Origin of the sequence: Pantoea sp. BR_17 (assembly GCF_041955125.1) — a bacterium.
Classification (GTDB): Bacteria; Pseudomonadota; Gammaproteobacteria; order Enterobacterales; family Enterobacteriaceae; genus Pantoea; species Pantoea stewartii.
Genome location: NZ_JAVAXT010000005.1, coordinates 217,665 through 234,198, shown reverse-complemented (window position 1 = coordinate 234,198; position 16,534 = coordinate 217,665). Strand labels below are relative to the sequence as shown.

At 50.2% G+C, this 16,534-nt stretch carries 11 protein-coding genes; 8 read left to right on the top strand and 3 right to left on the bottom strand.

Features of this window, described 5'->3' with window-relative positions; all coding sequences use genetic code 11:
• Positions 1-610 precede the first annotated feature (610 nt).
• On the top strand, positions 611-3,712 hold the full coding sequence (locus tag RAC60_RS10660; protein WP_058702306.1) for a multidrug efflux RND transporter permease subunit: 3,102 nt from the start codon (positions 611-613) through the stop codon (positions 3,710-3,712).
• 277 nt (positions 3,713-3,989) lie between these two features.
• Here RAC60_RS10660 and ompC read toward each other — a convergent pair whose 3' ends face one another.
• Positions 3,990-5,093, bottom strand: coding sequence for a porin OmpC (gene ompC / locus RAC60_RS10655; RefSeq protein ID WP_033739413.1), 1,104 nt, complete (start codon positions 5,091-5,093; stop codon positions 3,990-3,992).
• A gap of 994 nt (positions 5,094-6,087) precedes the next feature.
• Between ompC and RAC60_RS10650 the strand changes: the two genes are divergently transcribed.
• From RAC60_RS10650 to RAC60_RS10630, 5 genes are all read left to right on the top strand, one after another.
• Entirely contained in the window at positions 6,088-7,047 is a 960-nt protein-coding gene (locus tag RAC60_RS10650; protein ID WP_058702307.1) for a hydroxyacid dehydrogenase, read from the top strand.
• Between the two features lie 4 nt (positions 7,048-7,051).
• Entirely contained in the window at positions 7,052-7,750 is a 699-nt protein-coding gene (locus tag RAC60_RS10645) for an RraA family protein (protein ID WP_033739409.1), read from the top strand.
• A 74-nt stretch (positions 7,751-7,824) separates the two neighbouring features.
• Positions 7,825-9,219, top strand: a complete 1,395-nt coding sequence (locus tag RAC60_RS10640) for a DASS family sodium-coupled anion symporter (protein ID WP_033739407.1) — start codon at positions 7,825-7,827, stop codon at positions 9,217-9,219.
• Between the two features lie 13 nt (positions 9,220-9,232).
• The gene (locus RAC60_RS10635) at positions 9,233-10,396 is read left to right on the top strand and encodes a metallo-dependent hydrolase (RefSeq protein ID WP_205956906.1); all 1,164 of its coding nucleotides are present in this window, start codon (positions 9,233-9,235) and stop codon (positions 10,394-10,396) included.
• A gap of 139 nt (positions 10,397-10,535) precedes the next feature.
• Complete coding sequence (locus tag RAC60_RS10630) at positions 10,536-12,419, top strand: sigma 54-interacting transcriptional regulator (protein ID WP_375093616.1); 1,884 nt, start codon at positions 10,536-10,538, stop codon at positions 12,417-12,419.
• Here the strand turns inward: RAC60_RS10630 and RAC60_RS10625 are convergent.
• Positions 12,409-13,314, bottom strand: a complete 906-nt coding sequence (locus tag RAC60_RS10625; protein ID WP_033739403.1) for a LysR family transcriptional regulator — start codon at positions 13,312-13,314, stop codon at positions 12,409-12,411. The two genes, RAC60_RS10630 and RAC60_RS10625, sit on opposite strands and share 11 nt — an antisense overlap.
• 98 nt (positions 13,315-13,412) lie before the next feature.
• Here RAC60_RS10625 and RAC60_RS10620 point away from each other — a divergent pair, with 98 nt between their 5' ends.
• Both RAC60_RS10620 and RAC60_RS10615 read left to right on the top strand, forming a co-directional pair.
• Positions 13,413-14,006, top strand: a complete 594-nt coding sequence (locus RAC60_RS10620; RefSeq protein ID WP_058702309.1) for an NAD(P)H oxidoreductase — start codon at positions 13,413-13,415, stop codon at positions 14,004-14,006.
• Positions 14,007-14,340: 334 nt separating this feature from the next.
• Complete coding sequence (locus RAC60_RS10615; RefSeq protein ID WP_058702310.1) at positions 14,341-15,354, top strand: NAD(P)-dependent alcohol dehydrogenase; 1,014 nt, start codon at positions 14,341-14,343, stop codon at positions 15,352-15,354.
• 92 nt (positions 15,355-15,446) lie between these two features.
• On the opposite strand, the gene RAC60_RS10610 is transcribed toward RAC60_RS10615, so the two are convergent.
• Positions 15,447-16,115, bottom strand: a complete 669-nt coding sequence (locus tag RAC60_RS10610; protein WP_054687222.1) for an ATP-dependent Clp protease proteolytic subunit — start codon at positions 16,113-16,115, stop codon at positions 15,447-15,449.
• Positions 16,116-16,534 lie beyond the last annotated feature (419 nt).

The following is a 16,534-nucleotide window of genomic DNA, read 5'->3' as shown; positions in this document are numbered from 1 at the left end:
ACAGATGAAGCATTTTTAAAAGGCTGCACTGTGTGAAAACTGGCGCTATATTACTGTTGATGGTTTGATGTTGTCCATCGTATATAAGCCATTCCCCCCGTTTTTATTTAATGATTTTCTTCTCCATATTCCCTCCATAAAAATGACATCATGGCTCATTGTTCGCGCGTTAAGCTGTAACTATGCGCATTATTATGAGACCGTTCGTGATGAGGCCAGGTATTTTAATCAGGTTAAGTTATTGCTGTTTATTTTGGTCATTACTCGCGACAGGAATAAGTCCCGCATCAGGCCTGTCTCAAAAAATTTATCGTGTTCCCCACGCAAAGCCGACGGTTATTGCGCTTTATTATCCAAAAAAAACGCTCACCGTTCACGCGTGGAACCGGCATTTTTGGCAGGCCGTCGCGACAAACGCCACAGCCTGGCGCGGCGGTCGGGTTACCCGGCTGTTATATAAGTCCGTTGTCCATCGGCTGACTGAAAACTGACGGTGGAGCGCGTCGGGTGAAATGCATCCCACAGATGCGCACAAAAGGGCGTCATGCGCTGAATAACACCTGATCAGATGCAGCAGGAACACACCTTACTTATTTTCTCAGGGTAGAACATGCCTCAGTTTTTTATTAACCGCCCCGTTTTTGCCTGGGTAATTGCCATCTTTATTATCGTGTCTGGCCTGCTCGCGATTCCAAAATTACCGGTGGCCCTGTATCCGTCTGTCGCGCCGCCTACCATTACCATTAATGCCTCTTATCCGGGCTCAACGCCGGAAACGATGAACAACAGCGTAATTGCCCTGATTGAGCGTGAGCTTTCTTCGGCGAAGCACGTGCTGTATTACGAATCATCCAGCGATACCAGCGGCATGGCTTCCATTATCGTGACCTTCGCGCCGGGAACCGATCCCGAGCTGGCGCAGGTTGACGTGCAAAACCGTATAAAAGTGGTGGAGCCTCGCCTGCCGCAGGTTGTGAGACAGAATGGCCTGAGCGTTGAAGCCTCAGGCGCAAATTTTTTGATGATTGTCGGGCTGACATCGAAAGACGGTAAGCTGACTGACGCCGATCTGAGCGATTACTTTTCCCGTAACCTCTCCGAAGAACTGCGCCGGGTGGAAGGCGTGGGCCGCGTTCAGCTGTTTGGTGCCGAGAAAGCGATGCGGATTTGGATCGATCCCGTCAGGCTGAGTCAGTATCGTCTGTCCGTCAGCGATATTAACCGGGCGGTCAGCATCGAAAACGCACAGATTGCGCCCGGCCGGACCGGTGATTCACCCGCTATCCCCGGTCAGCAGGTCAGCTATCCGCTGCTGGTCACCGGGCAGCTCGGCTCACCTGAGACGTTTGGTCATATTACCTTACGTGCCAATCCCGATGGTTCGCGCGTCATTCTGTCGGATGTGGCCCGCGTCGAACTGGGTTCCCAATCCTATGGTTTTGCTACGCGTGAAAACGGTCACGTGTCGACGGCGGCGGCCATTCAGCTGACGCCGGGAGCAAACGCCGTTAAAACCGCAGACAGGATCAGACATCGCCTGAATGAACTGAGTAACGCCATGCCCGAAGGCATGACCTACAGCATTCCGTTTGATACCACGCCGTTTGTAAAAATCTCCATCGAGAAAGTGGTTCATACCTTTATTGAAGCCATGGTGCTGGTCTTTCTCGTCATGTACCTGTTTTTGCAAAACATTCGTTATACCTTTATCCCGGCTATTGTGGCTCCGATTGCTCTGCTGGGCACATTTACCGTTATGCTGCTGTCTGGCTTCTCGGTCAACGTACTTACGATGTTCGGTATGGTACTGGCCATAGGGATCATTGTTGATGATGCCATCGTCGTGGTGGAAAACGTCGAACGTATCATGGCGGAAGAGGGGCTGGGCCCGAAAGAAGCGACCCGGAAAGCGATGAAAGAGATTACCGGCGCGGTCATCGGCATTACGTTAGTGCTGAGTGCCGTGTTTATCCCGATGGCGATGGCAAGCGGGTCGGTCGGCGCGATTTATCGCCAGTTTACGCTGACAATGGCTGTCTCTGTCTTGATCTCGGCATTTCTGGCGCTGAGCCTGACCCCCGCCCTTTGTGCGACATTGCTCAGGCCTGTCAACCAACACGCGCAGCAGAAAACAGGATTTTTTGGCGGATTTAACCGCCAGTTTGCCGCCATTACGGCGCTGTATGGTCGCGGCGTCAGTCGCTTACTGAAACGCGTCGGCAGTGCGCTGGGGGTTTACGCGGCGCTGTGTCTGCTGCTTTTCCTGGCGATGAAAAATCTGCCTTCGTCCTTTTTGCCTGAAGAGGATCAGGGCTACTTTATGACGTCCATTCAGCTACCCTCGGAAGCCACGGCAGCGCGCACGTTAAACGTGGTTAAGGCTTTTGAACAGGCGGTGCTTTCACGCCCCGCGACGCAATCGACCATCGCCATTCTCGGTTTCAGCTTTGCCGGATCCGGGCCCAACTCGGCGATGGCGTTTACGACTTTAAAAGGCTGGGACGAACGAAACGGCGCGACCGCCTTTTCTGAAGCGGCGCATGCGCAGGAACAGATGGCGATGAATCCTGAAGCGGAAACCTTCAGTTTGATCCCGCCCGCCATTGATGAGCTGGGAAACTCCTCGGGCTTTACCCTGCGTCTGCAGGATCGCGGTGGTAAAGGCCTTGCTGAACTGAAGAAGGCTGAAGCGCAGTTGCTCGCGCTGGCGGCAAAAAGCCCGGTGGTCCGCAACGTTTATGTCGATGGCCTGCCTGACGGACAGATGATCCGACTGAATATTGATCGCCAGAAAGCCTTCGCGTTGGGCGTCTCTTTTGAGGAGATCAGCCAGACGCTCTCGGGAGCGATCGGTTCGCTGTACGTCAATGACTTCCCGAACCGCGATCGTATGCAGCAGGTCATTATTCAGGCGGATGCGAGATATCGCATGCAACCGGACGACGTCCTGGCGTTATATGTGCGCAACGCGACAGGCGGCATGGTGCAGCTCGCTGAGTTTGTGCAGGCTCAGTGGGAAACTGCCCCCTTGCAACTGGTGCGTTATCAGGGCTACCCGTCAATAAAAATCACCGGTAACCCTGCACCAGGCTATTCAAGTGGCGATGCGCTTAACGAGATGGAACGTCTGGTAAAGCAGTTGCCTGAAGGGTTTGCCCTTGAGTGGAGCGGCGGATCGTTACAGGAGCAGCAATCTGCATCAGAAGCGCCCGCGCTCATGGTGCTGTCGATGCTGGTGGTCTTTCTGGTGCTCGCGGCGCTGTATGAAAGCTGGTCAGTTCCGATATCGGTCATGCTGGTCGTCCCGCTGGGACTGCTGGGAGCGGTACTGATGGTCAGCATGCTGGATATGCAAAACGACGTCTTTTTTAAAGTCGGGATGATCACTCTCATCGGGCTGTCGGCAAAAAATGCCATTTTGATCGTCGAGTTTGCGAAACAGATTCACGAAGGTGGTAAGGGGCTGGTCGACGCCACCTTAGCGGCTTCACGTATGCGTTTGCGGCCTGTTCTGATGACATCGCTGGCGTTTACCTTGGGTGTTGTACCGCTGATGCTGGCCACAGGGGCCAGCGCGACAACGCAAAAGGCGATTGGAACGGGCGTGTTTGGTGGCATGATCAGCGGCACGTTACTGGCCATCTTCTTTGTTCCGCTGTTCTATTTCTCGGTCATGAAGGTCGTGGAGAAACTGACGCGCAAGCGGTCTTAACAGTGTGCAGGGCCGCGTGGGCAAAAGGCCGCCTCTTAGCGTGAAAAGCACAGTGGAGAAGACCAACGCCTTCTGCATTGTCGTCGGGAGGCGGACAGAGCGTAAATAACGGACGTGCCTGTTTCGTTCGTGGATCTGGATTGTGAACGGGCCGCCCCACCAAAGATGCTGTCCGGTCAGTGCCGTGAGCGCCACTTGTGAAACCGCAGAGCGATAAAAGCCGCACCATAAAAAAAGCCAGCGCAGAAAGCGCTGGCTTGATACGCGTACACCGGAATCAGAACTGGTAAGTCAGACCCACGGCCAGGATATTGTCGGTTGAAATACCGGCTGCCTGAGTAAAGTCGGTTTCATCAAGCAGGTTGATCTTGTAATCGATGATGGCTGACATGTTTTTATTGAAGTAATAAGCCGCGCCCACGTCGATGTATTTCACTAAATCCCGATCGCCATAGCTTTCAAGATCTTTCCCTTTTGACTGCAGATACGCGATGCTGGGGCGCAGACCGAAGTCAAACTGGTATTGTGCAACGAGTTCAACGTTCTGGGCTTTATTGGCGTAGCCTGGATTGCCATTACCAATGCGGGTAGCATTGTATGTCTGTGTATATTGGGCTGCCAGGTAAATAGCATTGGCATCGTATTTCAGGGCGCCTGAATACGTTTCAGCATTATCGCCTTCGCCCAATGCCAGGCCGTTCTGGTCCAGCGTACGCTTAGAATGCGAATAGGCGACACCGAAATTCACACCTTCTGGCAGAGCATACGTTACAGCCGCGCCATAGCCATCGCCATTCTGTTTCACTGCATTTCGGTTGTTATTGGTGAGACTGCCGCCTTCAGCGTTGGAGCCCCCATTTCTGCCCTGGTACTGCAAGGCAAAATTAAGGCCGGAGACCAGGCCGAAGAAATCGGTGTTACGATAGGTTGCCAGGCCATTGGCACGTTGCTGCATAAAGTTATCCGAGCCGTAGCTGTCACCGCCGAACTCTGGCAGGACGTCGGTCCAGGAGGTGACATCGTAAACGACGCCGTAGTTGCGGCCATAGTTGACCGAACCATACTCACCGAATTTGAGCCCGGCGAAGCCTAAACGTGTCCAGGACTGGTTTTCAGACCTTTCATCACGGTTCGCCTGCATATTGTATTCCCACTGACCAAATCCAGTCAGTTGGTTAGTAATCTGTGTTTCACCTTTTACTCCGAGACGGGCATAGGAGTTATCCCCACGTCCGTCGTTATCACTGGTGAAATAGTGCAGCCCCTGCATTTTACCGTAAAGATCAATTTTATTACCGTCTTTGTTATAAACTTCCGCAGCATTTGTTACGCCTGCGGCGAATAAGGTGGTAACGGCCACTGCAACTAAGTTAAGTTTCATTAAGAAATCCTTTTAATTATGTTTTATCTCGACCAGAGCAATTGAAAAGTATGGTGCGCTTAAATAGCGCGTTATTTTTAAAATAGAATGCAGTGTGAATTCAATAATAAGTTTCCGTAAGATCTTGTTTGTTTTTGTTTATATGATCCCGATCCAGTAATCAGTGATTATTTGTTATCACTTTATTATGCTGTTTGATTTTATTGTGATATTTATTTTGAATGTTTTTGTATATATTTTTACCTTGGCGGTGTTTGTTGTTACTGCTTCTTATTTTTACTTTTTGTTTGAATTTTTATGGGTGTCGCTGTGATGGTTTATGTCATTTTTTGTATCGATCAGAATTCGTAACTAGCATGTTAATTACAGAGGCATATCTTAAGTAATAGTTAAAGCTGTATCGAATTATATTATTAAAATTTGAGTGAAAGGCAGCGTGAATAGTGTCAAGAGAGAGGTATTTTGCAGATGACACTAACGCTGTAATAAAGATTCCTTAAAAATGCCCATCAAGCCTCCTGACGCTGTTGCAGCATCGGTTAAAACATCGGGCCTGATCGTTTTCTGTATTAGCCTGCCAGCACAAAAATGGAGCAGGTTGCTAAGCGTATTCATTTTTTTAGGTGACGCCTTAGAAAGGCACGCGTAATTAAAGCGCGTTTTTATCATACCTGTACGGATTGCAGTAATAATAAGTCTGCGTCGATGCATCAGATGTTCATAGATGATGCGGTGTTGATGTTTAATTCGCTGTTAACGCATTCACATCTCGCATTTCAAAATGAACTCACTATCCGAAATGGGTTTTCTTTTTGAAATTCTCATTTTTTATTTCGTGACGCATTTCACTTTTACCCCTTCACCTTCTTTTACGGCAAAATAAATTAAATCCTTTCTTCTCAGGCGATTGCATTATTTCTTCTGTTTTTTTATCGGGTCTGGCACGGCGTCTGCAAACAATAACGTTGTCGCGTATAACACTGGAGATAATGGCATGGCTTATAAAATTTTACTCCCACAGGAAATTATGGCGGAAGGGAGAGCGTATCTGGAGAGTCGGGGCTATGAATTAATTACGGGCTCTGGCATGGAAGAGGACGACATTATTCGTGATATTCCCGACTGTGATGGCATCATCGTCCGGCTTTCAAAAATGTCTGAACGTGTATTCAACGCCGCGAAAAAACTCAAAGTCGTCGCACGACACGGCGCGGGCTACGATACTGTCGATCTTGAGGCCGCGAAACGTCACGGTGTTGTGGTACTGAATGCGCCGGTAGCGAACAGCATGTCCGTGGCCGAACTGGCTATTTTCTACATGCTGCACTGTTCCCGCAATTTCAGGTTGGTTGAAGAGAAAATGCTTGAGGATTACTACTGGGCAAAATTGCGCACGCCCAAAGTGGAACTGGATGGCAAAACGCTGGGATTAATTGGTGTAGGCAATATTGGCTCGCGCGTCGCTGTTAAAGCCTTACGGGGTTTTAATATGAAAGTGATTGCATACGATCCCTATAAGACGCAGGAACAAATGCCAGACGGCGTTGAACGTACAGATGATATTGACCGCATTTTCAGCGAAAGCGACGTTGTCTCTTTGCATTGCCCGACAACGGCAGAGACCCAGAATTTCGTCGGAGAAAAGCAATTTGCCATGATGAAACCGACGTCTTACTTCATTAATACTGCGCGCGGCAAACTCGTCGATGAAAAAGCGCTGTATCACGCCCTCAGTCACCACCTTATTGCCGGCGCAGGTCTGGACGTTTTAAAGAAAGAGCCCTTCGACGCCAGCGATCCGATTTTTTCACTCAGCAATGTTGTTATTGGCCCTCATATCGGCGCCGCAACGAAAGAAGCCACCGACAGAGCCTCACTTCATACCGCCATAGGGATTGATGAGGTGCTGTCGGGTAAAAAACCAACCTGGCCCGTTCCTGGCTTTGGAGAATAATAAAATGACTATTGGAAATCGTATTTATTTAAAACGTCCTGCAGGTAAGCCTGATTTACTCAAGGAATACGCGCAACTTCCCGCTGCGAATATCGCCGATACCATGAATCGTATTGCGGTGTTGGGCAACGGTATCAGGCGGATTTCTTCCCCTCAAAAACCGGTTATGGCGGGATATGCCATTACGGTGAAAGCGCGCGCGGGCGACAACCTGATGTTGCATGCCGCACTGGATATGGCGACGGAGAATGACGTTATTGTCGTATCTAATGAAGGTGACCGTTCGCGAGCCCTGATGGGCGAAATCATGGTGGCTTACGCGCATCACTGCAAGAAGATCGCTGGCATCGTGCTGGATGGTCCCATCCGCGATATTGATGCTTTGTCACAGTTGGATTTTCCCCTTTTTGCCACAGGGGCAAATCCGGCCGGTCCGTTTAAAGAAGGTCCTGGCGAAGTGAATACACCTGTTGCGGTGGGTGGCGTAGCCGTGTGCCCTGGCGATCTCATTATTGGTGATGCGGATGGCGTAATTGTTGTTCCTTTGCATGATGCAGAACCCTTACTCGAAAAAGCTAAAGCGTATGCAGCATTCGATGCGAGCAAAGTTGAAGCCGCAAAAAACGGCACGGCAAATCGTGAATGGGTCACCAAATCACTGGAAGAAAAGGGCGTTGAATTTATTAACGACGTATTTCGTTAGTCGACCAATATAATATCCATTCGCTCAAACCACGGGAGTCATGCTCTCGTGGTGATAAGCAAAGGTAAAAATATATGTTCTCTTTAAAAATCTTATTGATCGTGTTTTTCCCGGTTTTATTCTGGATCTTGCCTAACCCTGACGAGATTTCCGCCACGACCTGGCATATGGTCGGTATTTATCTGGCGATGTTATGCGGGCTGGTATTTCGGCCTTTTACGGATGCGATTATTATGCTCATTATCCTCGGCATCGCATCTGTTTTTATCGATCCCCATATTCTGTTTGCAGGTTATGGCACGGCCATGGTCTGGTTTATTATCAGCGCCTTTATTATTTGTAAGGCATTCGTTATTACCGGACTGGGTAAACGTATCGCCTACATCTTACTGAAACGCTACGGCAGAAATACTCTGACACTGGGTTATCTGATGATGGTTACGGACACCGTGCTGGCTCCGGCCACCGGCTCGAATATGTCGCGCTCTGGCGGTATCGTCTATCCCATTTTCCGCAACATTGCTGAAGCGTTGGGCTCTAAACCTGACGAAGGTAGCCGCCGGATTGGTTCCTACCTGACGATTCTGATGTATGTCGTATCAATGGGAACATCCAGCTTGTTTTTAACCGGTATGGCCACCAACGCTATCACCGTGTCACTGGCTAACGAAATTATGAAGGTCGATCTGGACTGGATGACCTGGTTTAAGGCGGCCATTATTCCGGCCGGATTAGTTCTGCTGCTGTGTCCCTGGATACTTTATAAAGTTTATGCGCCTGAACTGAAAAAAATTGATAACGTCAATGAGATCGCTGAACAGGGACTGCGTGAACTCGGGCCGGTGAAGCGCGAAGAGAAACTGCTGATCGTGTTTTTTATTCTGGGCGTTTTGGGATGGATGACCGGCTCAGTAACGGGTATTCCTTTTATTCCGGTTGGCTTTGCATTCCTTGCCTGCTTGTTGTTATTTAAAGTGCTGAGCTGGGAACATGTAGTCAGTGAAAAAGCGGCCTGGCAAACGTTTGTCTGGTACGGCGCGTTCTATGGATGTGCTGTCGCGCTGTCAAAAGGCGGGTTCTACGTTTTCCTGGTGGGGGTGATTAAAAACTACCTGGATCTTTCTCATCTCAATGAATTTAGCGCAATTGGTGTGCTGATTTTTATCAGTCTTGCCGTACGTTATTTCTTTGTCTCAAACAGTGCGTTTGTCGTCTCTTTTTATCCCGTGTTGTTTACCCTCGGCATGACGACGCAGGCCAATCCAATGTACGTTGCATTGTCGTTGGCGTTTTCAGCAGGCTACGGTGCTCTCCTCACGCATTACGGTAACGGAGCGGGGGTTTTTACCTTCTCCAGTGGCTATGTGCCGCAAAAAACCTTCTGGCTGTTGGGCACAATGATGGTGCTGTTTAACGTCATTGTTTATTTCCTGCTCGGCATTCCTTACTGGAAATTCATCGGTATCTGATCGGAGGATAAACATGAAACTGGATCTTCGTATCAAAAATGGCCTGACGATAGACGGCCAGGGCCAGAATTATATTCAGCGGGATGTGGGCATTATGGGGGATGTTATCGTTGATCTTACCCAGGTTGACGGCATTGAAGCTGAAACTGAAATTGATGCCGCAGGCTGTATTGTCCTTCCTGGTTTAATTGACTTTCATACTCATGTTTTTCATGGCGGAACGGCTATCAGCGTGAATCCAGACATCATTTGTTTGCCCAATGGCGTAACCAGCGTGGTTGACGCTGGCAGTAGCGGTTGGGTCAATTATGGATTGTTCCGTAACAGTGTGATCAACACGGCTACGGTAAGGATAAAAAGTTACTTAAATGTAGTAAATGTAGGCCTGTCTACGCTGGGTGGTGGGCCGACGGGATATCTGGAAAACACGAATCCGGCCAATTTTAATCGGGAAAAAATAAAGCAGGTTGTCAGCAAAAATGCAGACAATATTCTGGGCCTGAAGCTGCGCTACAGTCAGGATATTGCGAAAGGCAAACCCTACAGCAGCGATCCTTTTCTGACCACCGTTGCGCTGGCACGTGAGCTGAATACCTCGTTATGCGTGCACGTCACGGATTCCCAACGCCAGGCGGACGAACTCATCCCGCATTTCAACCCGGGTGATATATACGCGCACTGCTTTCACGGAACGGGTCACACCATCCTTAATGAGCAGGGCGAAGTGTACCCGTCGATTCAGGCAGCCCAGCGGAAAGGCGTCATCTTTGACTGTTCAAATGGCGTGGCGCATTTTGATTTTAATATTGCCCGTCATGCGATGGCGCAGGGATTTTATCCCGATATTATCAGCACGGACTTAACGCAGCGTAACAGCCTGCGTACGAATAAGGTCTACAGTCTGCTTCATGTCATGTCAAAATACCTGAATATGGGTATGTCACTGTTTGATATCGTAAAAGCGGTCACCAGCACCCCTGCCAGGCTAATGAAAATGCAGGGCCAGATCGGAACGCTCACACCGGGGGCATTTGCCGACATCGCCGTGGTTAAAATACGTCAGGAAAAAACCATTTTCGAAGACACGAGGGGCAATCAGTTACAAGGCGATCGCTATATTGATAACTGCTTAACCATCAGTCGTGGGCAGATCTGCTATCGCCGTCTGCATGTTTAATCACGCCTTATCCGTTCGCTCAGTTTTGGAATATTAACGCCAGGTGGCTTTTACGTGCCTGCACATGACGTCTGTCAATATAGGGGCAGACGTTATCTTTATACTTGTTCAGCGCGTTATCGATATAATCGGACTGTTAATGAAGTTCAATGAAATTGTCATTTTCTCTGTTTCAAAAACCATTACTCAGCGTATCTCTAATGTGCTGTTTGAAAAACAGCTAGAATTACCCGTCTACGAAATAGGTTATTCAGATGTGCTGGATAAAGCGAATGAAATGATTCGCGCCGGCACCAGAATCATCATCAGTCGTGGCGGTACCGCTGCCTTACTGCGCAGCAGCCTGGCCATCCCGGTGGTCGAAATTGCACATGATTTTCAAGGCGTGAACCGTATTCTGCAGGAAGCAAAAATCAAGTCACAGAAGATTGCTGCGGTGGGCTTTCCCCAGTTTTGCCACGCGCTTAAGCATTATCAACATATGACTCATGATAATTTCAAGATCTGTCAGGTCTATAATCATTACGATATCGATAATGTCGTCAAAAGCCTTGCGGAAAATAATTATCAGGTCGTGATTGGCGGTCTGACCGTTGCTGAAATGGCCAAAAAATATGGTCTGAAGGTTGTAATGGGGGATACCGATAATATCTCTATTGAACAGGCCATCAACGAGGCCTTCAGCCTGTTAAAATATATTAACCAGGAAAATCTGAAGCTGGAGATAAGTCAGTCCGCGATAAATCAGTCACGGGAAGGCATTATGTGTCTCGACCCGATGGGGACTGTCGTCACAATAAACAGCAAAGGAAAAGCGCTTTTTCAGTGCCGCGTCGGGGAGAAAATATACAAAAAAGAAGGATTCAAAGACGTATACAACGCCATTATTGACGAGTCTGACGTCAGCGATATGACCCTTGAACTTGACGGTGAACGCATTTCTGTCGCGATAAAGCATTACTGTAAGCGGCAGGAGAGCTATTCAATCGTGACCGGCTGTCTGCAATCGCAAGCTCCGTGGCGAAACATGGTCAGTAAAAAGCGAAAACAGCGTGCTTTTTATACCCGTTACACCTTTGATGACATTGTTGGTGAGTCAGCCAGTATTAAGTCAGCGATCGAAAAAGCAAAGCGTTGTGCCAGCCATGATGCACCTGTCCATATTTTAGGTGATACCGGTACGGGTAAAGAATTGTTCGCTCAAAGCATTCACCAGCACAGCACCCGAAGCCACAGCCCGTTCATTGCGATTAACTGCGCGGCGATTCCTGAAAGTCTGCTTGAAAGTGAACTGTTTGGTTATGCTGACGGGGCATTTACCCAGGCCCGGAAAGGGGGCAAGCCCGGTATCTTTGAGATGGCGATGAAGGGCACCGTATTTATTGATGAAATCAGCGAGGCCCCACTCAACGTACAGGTCAAATTACTGCGTGTGCTACAGGAAAAACAGTTTGTTCGCGTGGGCGGTGATGGGCTGATTGCGGCGGATTTTCGACTCATAACAGCAAGTAATAAAGATTTGAAGGCGCAGATAACCATGGGCGCTTTTCGTCAGGATCTTTATTACCGTATCAATATCCTCACACTCCGGCTTCCCGCGCTGACTGAGCGTAAAGGTGACGTTGAACCTCTTATCCGGCATTTACTTCATCAGCAGGGAAAAGACAGGGTCTTTTCGCCGGATGCGCTGGCGTATTTAAACCGTTATCACTGGCCGGGTAATATACGAGAACTGCAATCGGTCGTTTGCAGACTGGCGGTATTTCATCAGGGCGGTACGGTCGATAAATCGACCGTGATCTCGTTGCTTGAGGATGAGCAGGTACTCAATAACGTGGTGTATGAATCATCCTCTTTGGCGTGCATAGACGCTGAAACCGATCTTCTGAAAAAACAGGAGCGCCGGCTAATTATTGACGTGATGGCAAAATGCCAGGGTGATAAAACCCAGGCGGCGGCAATGCTGGGGATCAGTGCGACCACCCTGTGGCGTAAGCTAAAAGCGTATGAGATCAGCGGCTGAATGTCGACAACGGTGCCGCTTTGATATAGTCAATAAACGTCCGCAATGCCGAAGACATATACTGGCGATTAGGGTAATAAAACTGCAGGCTGGGCCGTTCCGGTAACCAGTCCTCCAGTACCGAGATCAGACTGCCGTTTGCCAGATGATCTTTCACCTGCTCGTAATAGAGATAGCCGAGCCCCGCACCCTGCAGTACGGCATCCAACTGTGAATCCATGTCGTCAAGGATAATATTTCCGCCGGGAAGAAGCGCAAACTGGCCGTCCGGTCCGTTGAATTCCCACTGATAAATCCGGCCACTGCGATGACGAAACATGACGCACGGGTGCACGTCGATTTCGCGTGGATGCGTGGGACGAGGATGACGGGCAAAATAATCGGGACTGGCCGCGACCACCAGTTTGACTTTTGGCCCTACCGGCAGGGCAATCATGTCTTTTTCCAGCGTACTGCTCAGGCGAATGCCCGCATCAAAACCCTCTTTCACAATATCGACCAGCCTGTCTTCTGTCGTGATTTCCACACGAATATCCGGATAGCGCTGGCTAAACCCGGTGACCAGCGGAATCAGCACCAGACGTGAGGCAAGGCGCGAGGCATTGATTTTCAGCACGCCCATCGGCGTCTGGCGATAGCAGTTGGCTTCATCCAGCACCATGTTGATTTCATCGAAAGCGGGGCGTAAACGTTCAAACATACGAGCGCCGGCTTCGGTGAGTGACACGCTGCGCGTGGTACGGTTAAACAGGCGAATTTTCAGCCGCTGCTCCAGTTGCTTAATCGCGTGGCTGACTGCCGATGGCGACAGTCCGAGTTCATCTCCCGCGGCGCGAAAACTGTTGTGCCGGGCAACGGCAATAAAAGTCGCGAAGTCATAGACGTTCAGTTTCATTGATGAAAATCCCTCATTAACCCGTCTCAAATCATACGATTCCCACAGCAATGTCGCGAGCGTAAGGTGCTTTCGTCAGCACAAAAATGAGGTGAACGATGAAACAACATGTCTATATCGTCTGGTCGCATCCGCGCAGGAATTCGTTAACCGCGCAGATGGTCCACAGCCTGCGCCAGCGCGCAGAGGCGCGCGGCGCCCATGTTACTGAACTGGATTTGTATCGCAGCGATTTTGATCCGGTGTTACGTGTCGAGGATGAACCGGAGTGGGGCAACCCGGATAAGCGCTATTCGCCAGAGGTCCACCGCCTGTTTGCTGAACTGGACAATCAGGACATTATCTTCTTTGTCTTCCCGGTGTGGTGGTACAGCTTTCCGGCCATGTTGAAAGGCTATCTTGAGCGCGTATGGAATTATGGCCTGGCCTATGGTGAGCAAAACCGGTTAACGGCAAAAACGGTGCGCTGGCTGGCGCTGGCGGGCGGCTCCCATCGGTCATTTATTAAATATGGCTGGGAGAAAAACATCACCGATCATCTTTTGGGCGTTTCGGCTTATCTGGCGATCCGCGATGTGGACGTCCATTTCCTCTACAACACGTTAGGGGTTGAGGAGGCCATTGAGGATGACGTCAGCCACTATGCACAACTCTTTGAGCAGATGTATGCGGTGGTAGACAGCACGGTTTAACGCGAGGCAGGGCGCCAACAGGCGCCCTTTAACATGCTCACCCGTACAATGAACGACGCGCGGGGTGCTCTGCTTCGCAGTACCCGTTTTGCAAGGCGCGAGCATGCCCTTTACGGCCGTTTAGCGGGAAACGGAGGCGCGCGTTGACAGAGCTGCGACGTTAACCACGGTGATGATGGTCACGCCTTTAGCCCGGTCACCGTACCATCGCGCAGGCCTGAGCGTATTCTGTTTGCCGCGATCCGCTTCCTGATGACGACATTTTACAAAATCTCCCTGTGGACTATGTTAAGCAACATGTCTTAAGAAAACACATCAGGCAACGGAGAACGTAATGAAAGCAATGACCCTGAAAGCCCCTGGCGGACTGCAGAACATCCACCTGTCAGACCGAGCCGATCCGGGACAGCCGGGAAAAGGCGAAATCCGGGTCGCCATCAAGGCCAGCTCACTGAATTTCCATGACCTGGTCGTCGCGACCGGGCAATTTCCCACCGAAGATGGCCGCATACTGCTGTCCGACGGCGCGGGCGTGGTGGAAGCCGTGGGCGAGGGCGTGACCGATTTTCGCGCAGGTGATCACGTCGTGTCGACATTCTTCCCCGTCTGGCTGTCCGGCAGACCCACCGCGGACGTCGGCGGCTTTGCCCACACGCCGGGCGACGGCATTGATGGCATGGCCAGTGAATACGTTGTGCGGGCGCAGAGCGCCTTTACCCATGCGCCAAAAGGCTGGACGCACGCTGAGTCAGCCACCATTACGACAGCTGGCCTGACCGCCTGGCGAGCACTGGTGACCGAAGGCAATCTTCAGGCTAATGATACTGTGCTGGTGCAGGGCACCGGCGGTGTATCTATCGCTGCCTTACAAATCGCTAAGGCCATGGGCGCGAAAGTGATTGCCACCTCCTCTTCGGATGAGAAACTGGCGCGCGCCCGACAGCTGGGCGCAGACGAAACCATTAACTATCGCACGACGCCAGAGTGGGGGAAGAAGGTGCTGGAACTGACCGGCGGCGTGGGCGTGGATCAGGTGGTGGAAGTGGGCGGACCTGCCACGCTGGGTGAGTCGCTGAAAGCGATCAAAGTGGGCGGCCACATTACCCAAATCGGCATCATTTCCGGCGATGAAGCCCGGCTGTCCATTTTGTCTGTCCTGGCGAAGCAGGTCACCATCAAAGGGGTGATCGTTGCCAGCCGACAGGATCAGATCGATTACGTGAACGCGCTGGAAGGGATGAATCAGAAGCCCGTCGTTGATCGCCTCTTCCGTTATCAGGACCTCGCCGAGGCCTTTGCCTGGCAGCAGAGCGGTTCGCATTTCGGCAAGATCTGTGTGGAATGGTGAGTCACGCGCAGTAAGGCTGGTGTGTCCGTAGAAACGGTGCCTGATGAGGGCTGAAACCAGAACCTTCATCAGGCATCGCGGCCTGCGCAGGATTAATTATTGTCGTGAATATAATAGGCCGCGTCAGCGGGCATAAAATGGCTGAGCCCGCCTGTCGCAATGCCGACAGCCAGTGCGTGTTGATTATCCAGCAGCATATGGTTGTCTTCGCTGTAGGTAATTTTGTCGATTTGATCATCCGTCAGGTTGGTACAGGTGTGATAAATATTTTTAATAATATTGCGGAATCGGCTGCTAAATTCATTTTTTTCAACCAGCATATTTTCTGAAAAATTTCTGTCCTGAGCATCATGAATCGTGGGCGCATGTAATAAAAAAATCGAATCGTCCATGGTTAGCCGTTTCTTTGCGCCACAATAAATTAAGGTTGCTGAGGATTCGACGGAGGACATATTCACGGTGGTCACCGGAATGGGTGAGTCCTTCACTATCTGATAGCCCATTTTCCCGGCATCAACATCACCGCCGGGGCTGGTGAGATAAAGCTGTATCTCCGTAGCGGCTTTGTAGTTTTGCGCAATCTCGTCAATGGCGGCGGACAGGGCCATAATTTTGTTCTGCGTTATCGCGCCAGTGAAAGCAATTTTTACCGTTTTAACGGTGTTGGGTGGGCGCTTCTCGTCAACGACTTTGTTCATCGCCGCCTGTGAGGTAAAACTGGTCAGGACAAAAACGGCAGCCGCACAGAAAATATATTTCATATTAACTCCATCCTTTTTGCCCTTTAATTATCAGTGCGACATTATATCTGCAATATCTATTATCATTTTGCACGCGTTTGTTACCGCTAAAAATATATTTCAGTATTATGGCTTTTAAATGACTTTTTCAAAATAACCTGCGGCGACGCTAATTTTGTCGAAGAGGGGAACAACGAAGCCGCATCACATATGCAGTCCGGTAAACGGCATACTGCTTTTCAGTATTGTCAGCACCGCAGGGCACCGTGCTGCTTTTATCGCACGGCTCCGCTTTTCCTGGCGTTTGTACCTACAGGATTTCTGCGATTCTGCTCAATGCGCCATGTCCCGGGGACGCGGGGGAAGCGGGAAAAGCTCCGGCTGCGTCACATATCCCACGGCAAACTGATCCCTTTTTGTGACAAGTCACACAACCTCAT

What these genes read in the sequence shown, in the direction of transcription:
- RAC60_RS10660 (WP_058702306.1), top strand. Translation starts at nt 611, where the DNA reads ATGCCTCAGTTTTTTATTAACCGCCCCGTTTTTGCCTGGGTAATTGCC.
- ompC (WP_033739413.1), bottom strand. Translation starts at nt 5,093, where the DNA reads ATGAAACTTAACTTAGTTGCAGTGGCCGTTACCACCTTATTCGCCGCA.
- RAC60_RS10650 (WP_058702307.1), top strand. Translation starts at nt 6,088, where the DNA reads ATGGCTTATAAAATTTTACTCCCACAGGAAATTATGGCGGAAGGGAGA.
- RAC60_RS10645 (WP_033739409.1), top strand. Translation starts at nt 7,052, where the DNA reads ATGACTATTGGAAATCGTATTTATTTAAAACGTCCTGCAGGTAAGCCT.
- RAC60_RS10640 (WP_033739407.1), top strand. Translation starts at nt 7,825, where the DNA reads ATGTTCTCTTTAAAAATCTTATTGATCGTGTTTTTCCCGGTTTTATTC.
- RAC60_RS10635 (WP_205956906.1), top strand. Translation starts at nt 9,233, where the DNA reads ATGAAACTGGATCTTCGTATCAAAAATGGCCTGACGATAGACGGCCAG.
- RAC60_RS10630 (WP_375093616.1), top strand. Translation starts at nt 10,536, where the DNA reads ATGAAGTTCAATGAAATTGTCATTTTCTCTGTTTCAAAAACCATTACT.
- RAC60_RS10625 (WP_033739403.1), bottom strand. Translation starts at nt 13,314, where the DNA reads ATGAAACTGAACGTCTATGACTTCGCGACTTTTATTGCCGTTGCCCGG.
- RAC60_RS10620 (WP_058702309.1), top strand. Translation starts at nt 13,413, where the DNA reads ATGAAACAACATGTCTATATCGTCTGGTCGCATCCGCGCAGGAATTCG.
- RAC60_RS10615 (WP_058702310.1), top strand. Translation starts at nt 14,341, where the DNA reads ATGAAAGCAATGACCCTGAAAGCCCCTGGCGGACTGCAGAACATCCAC.
- RAC60_RS10610 (WP_054687222.1), bottom strand. Translation starts at nt 16,115, where the DNA reads ATGAAATATATTTTCTGTGCGGCTGCCGTTTTTGTCCTGACCAGTTTT.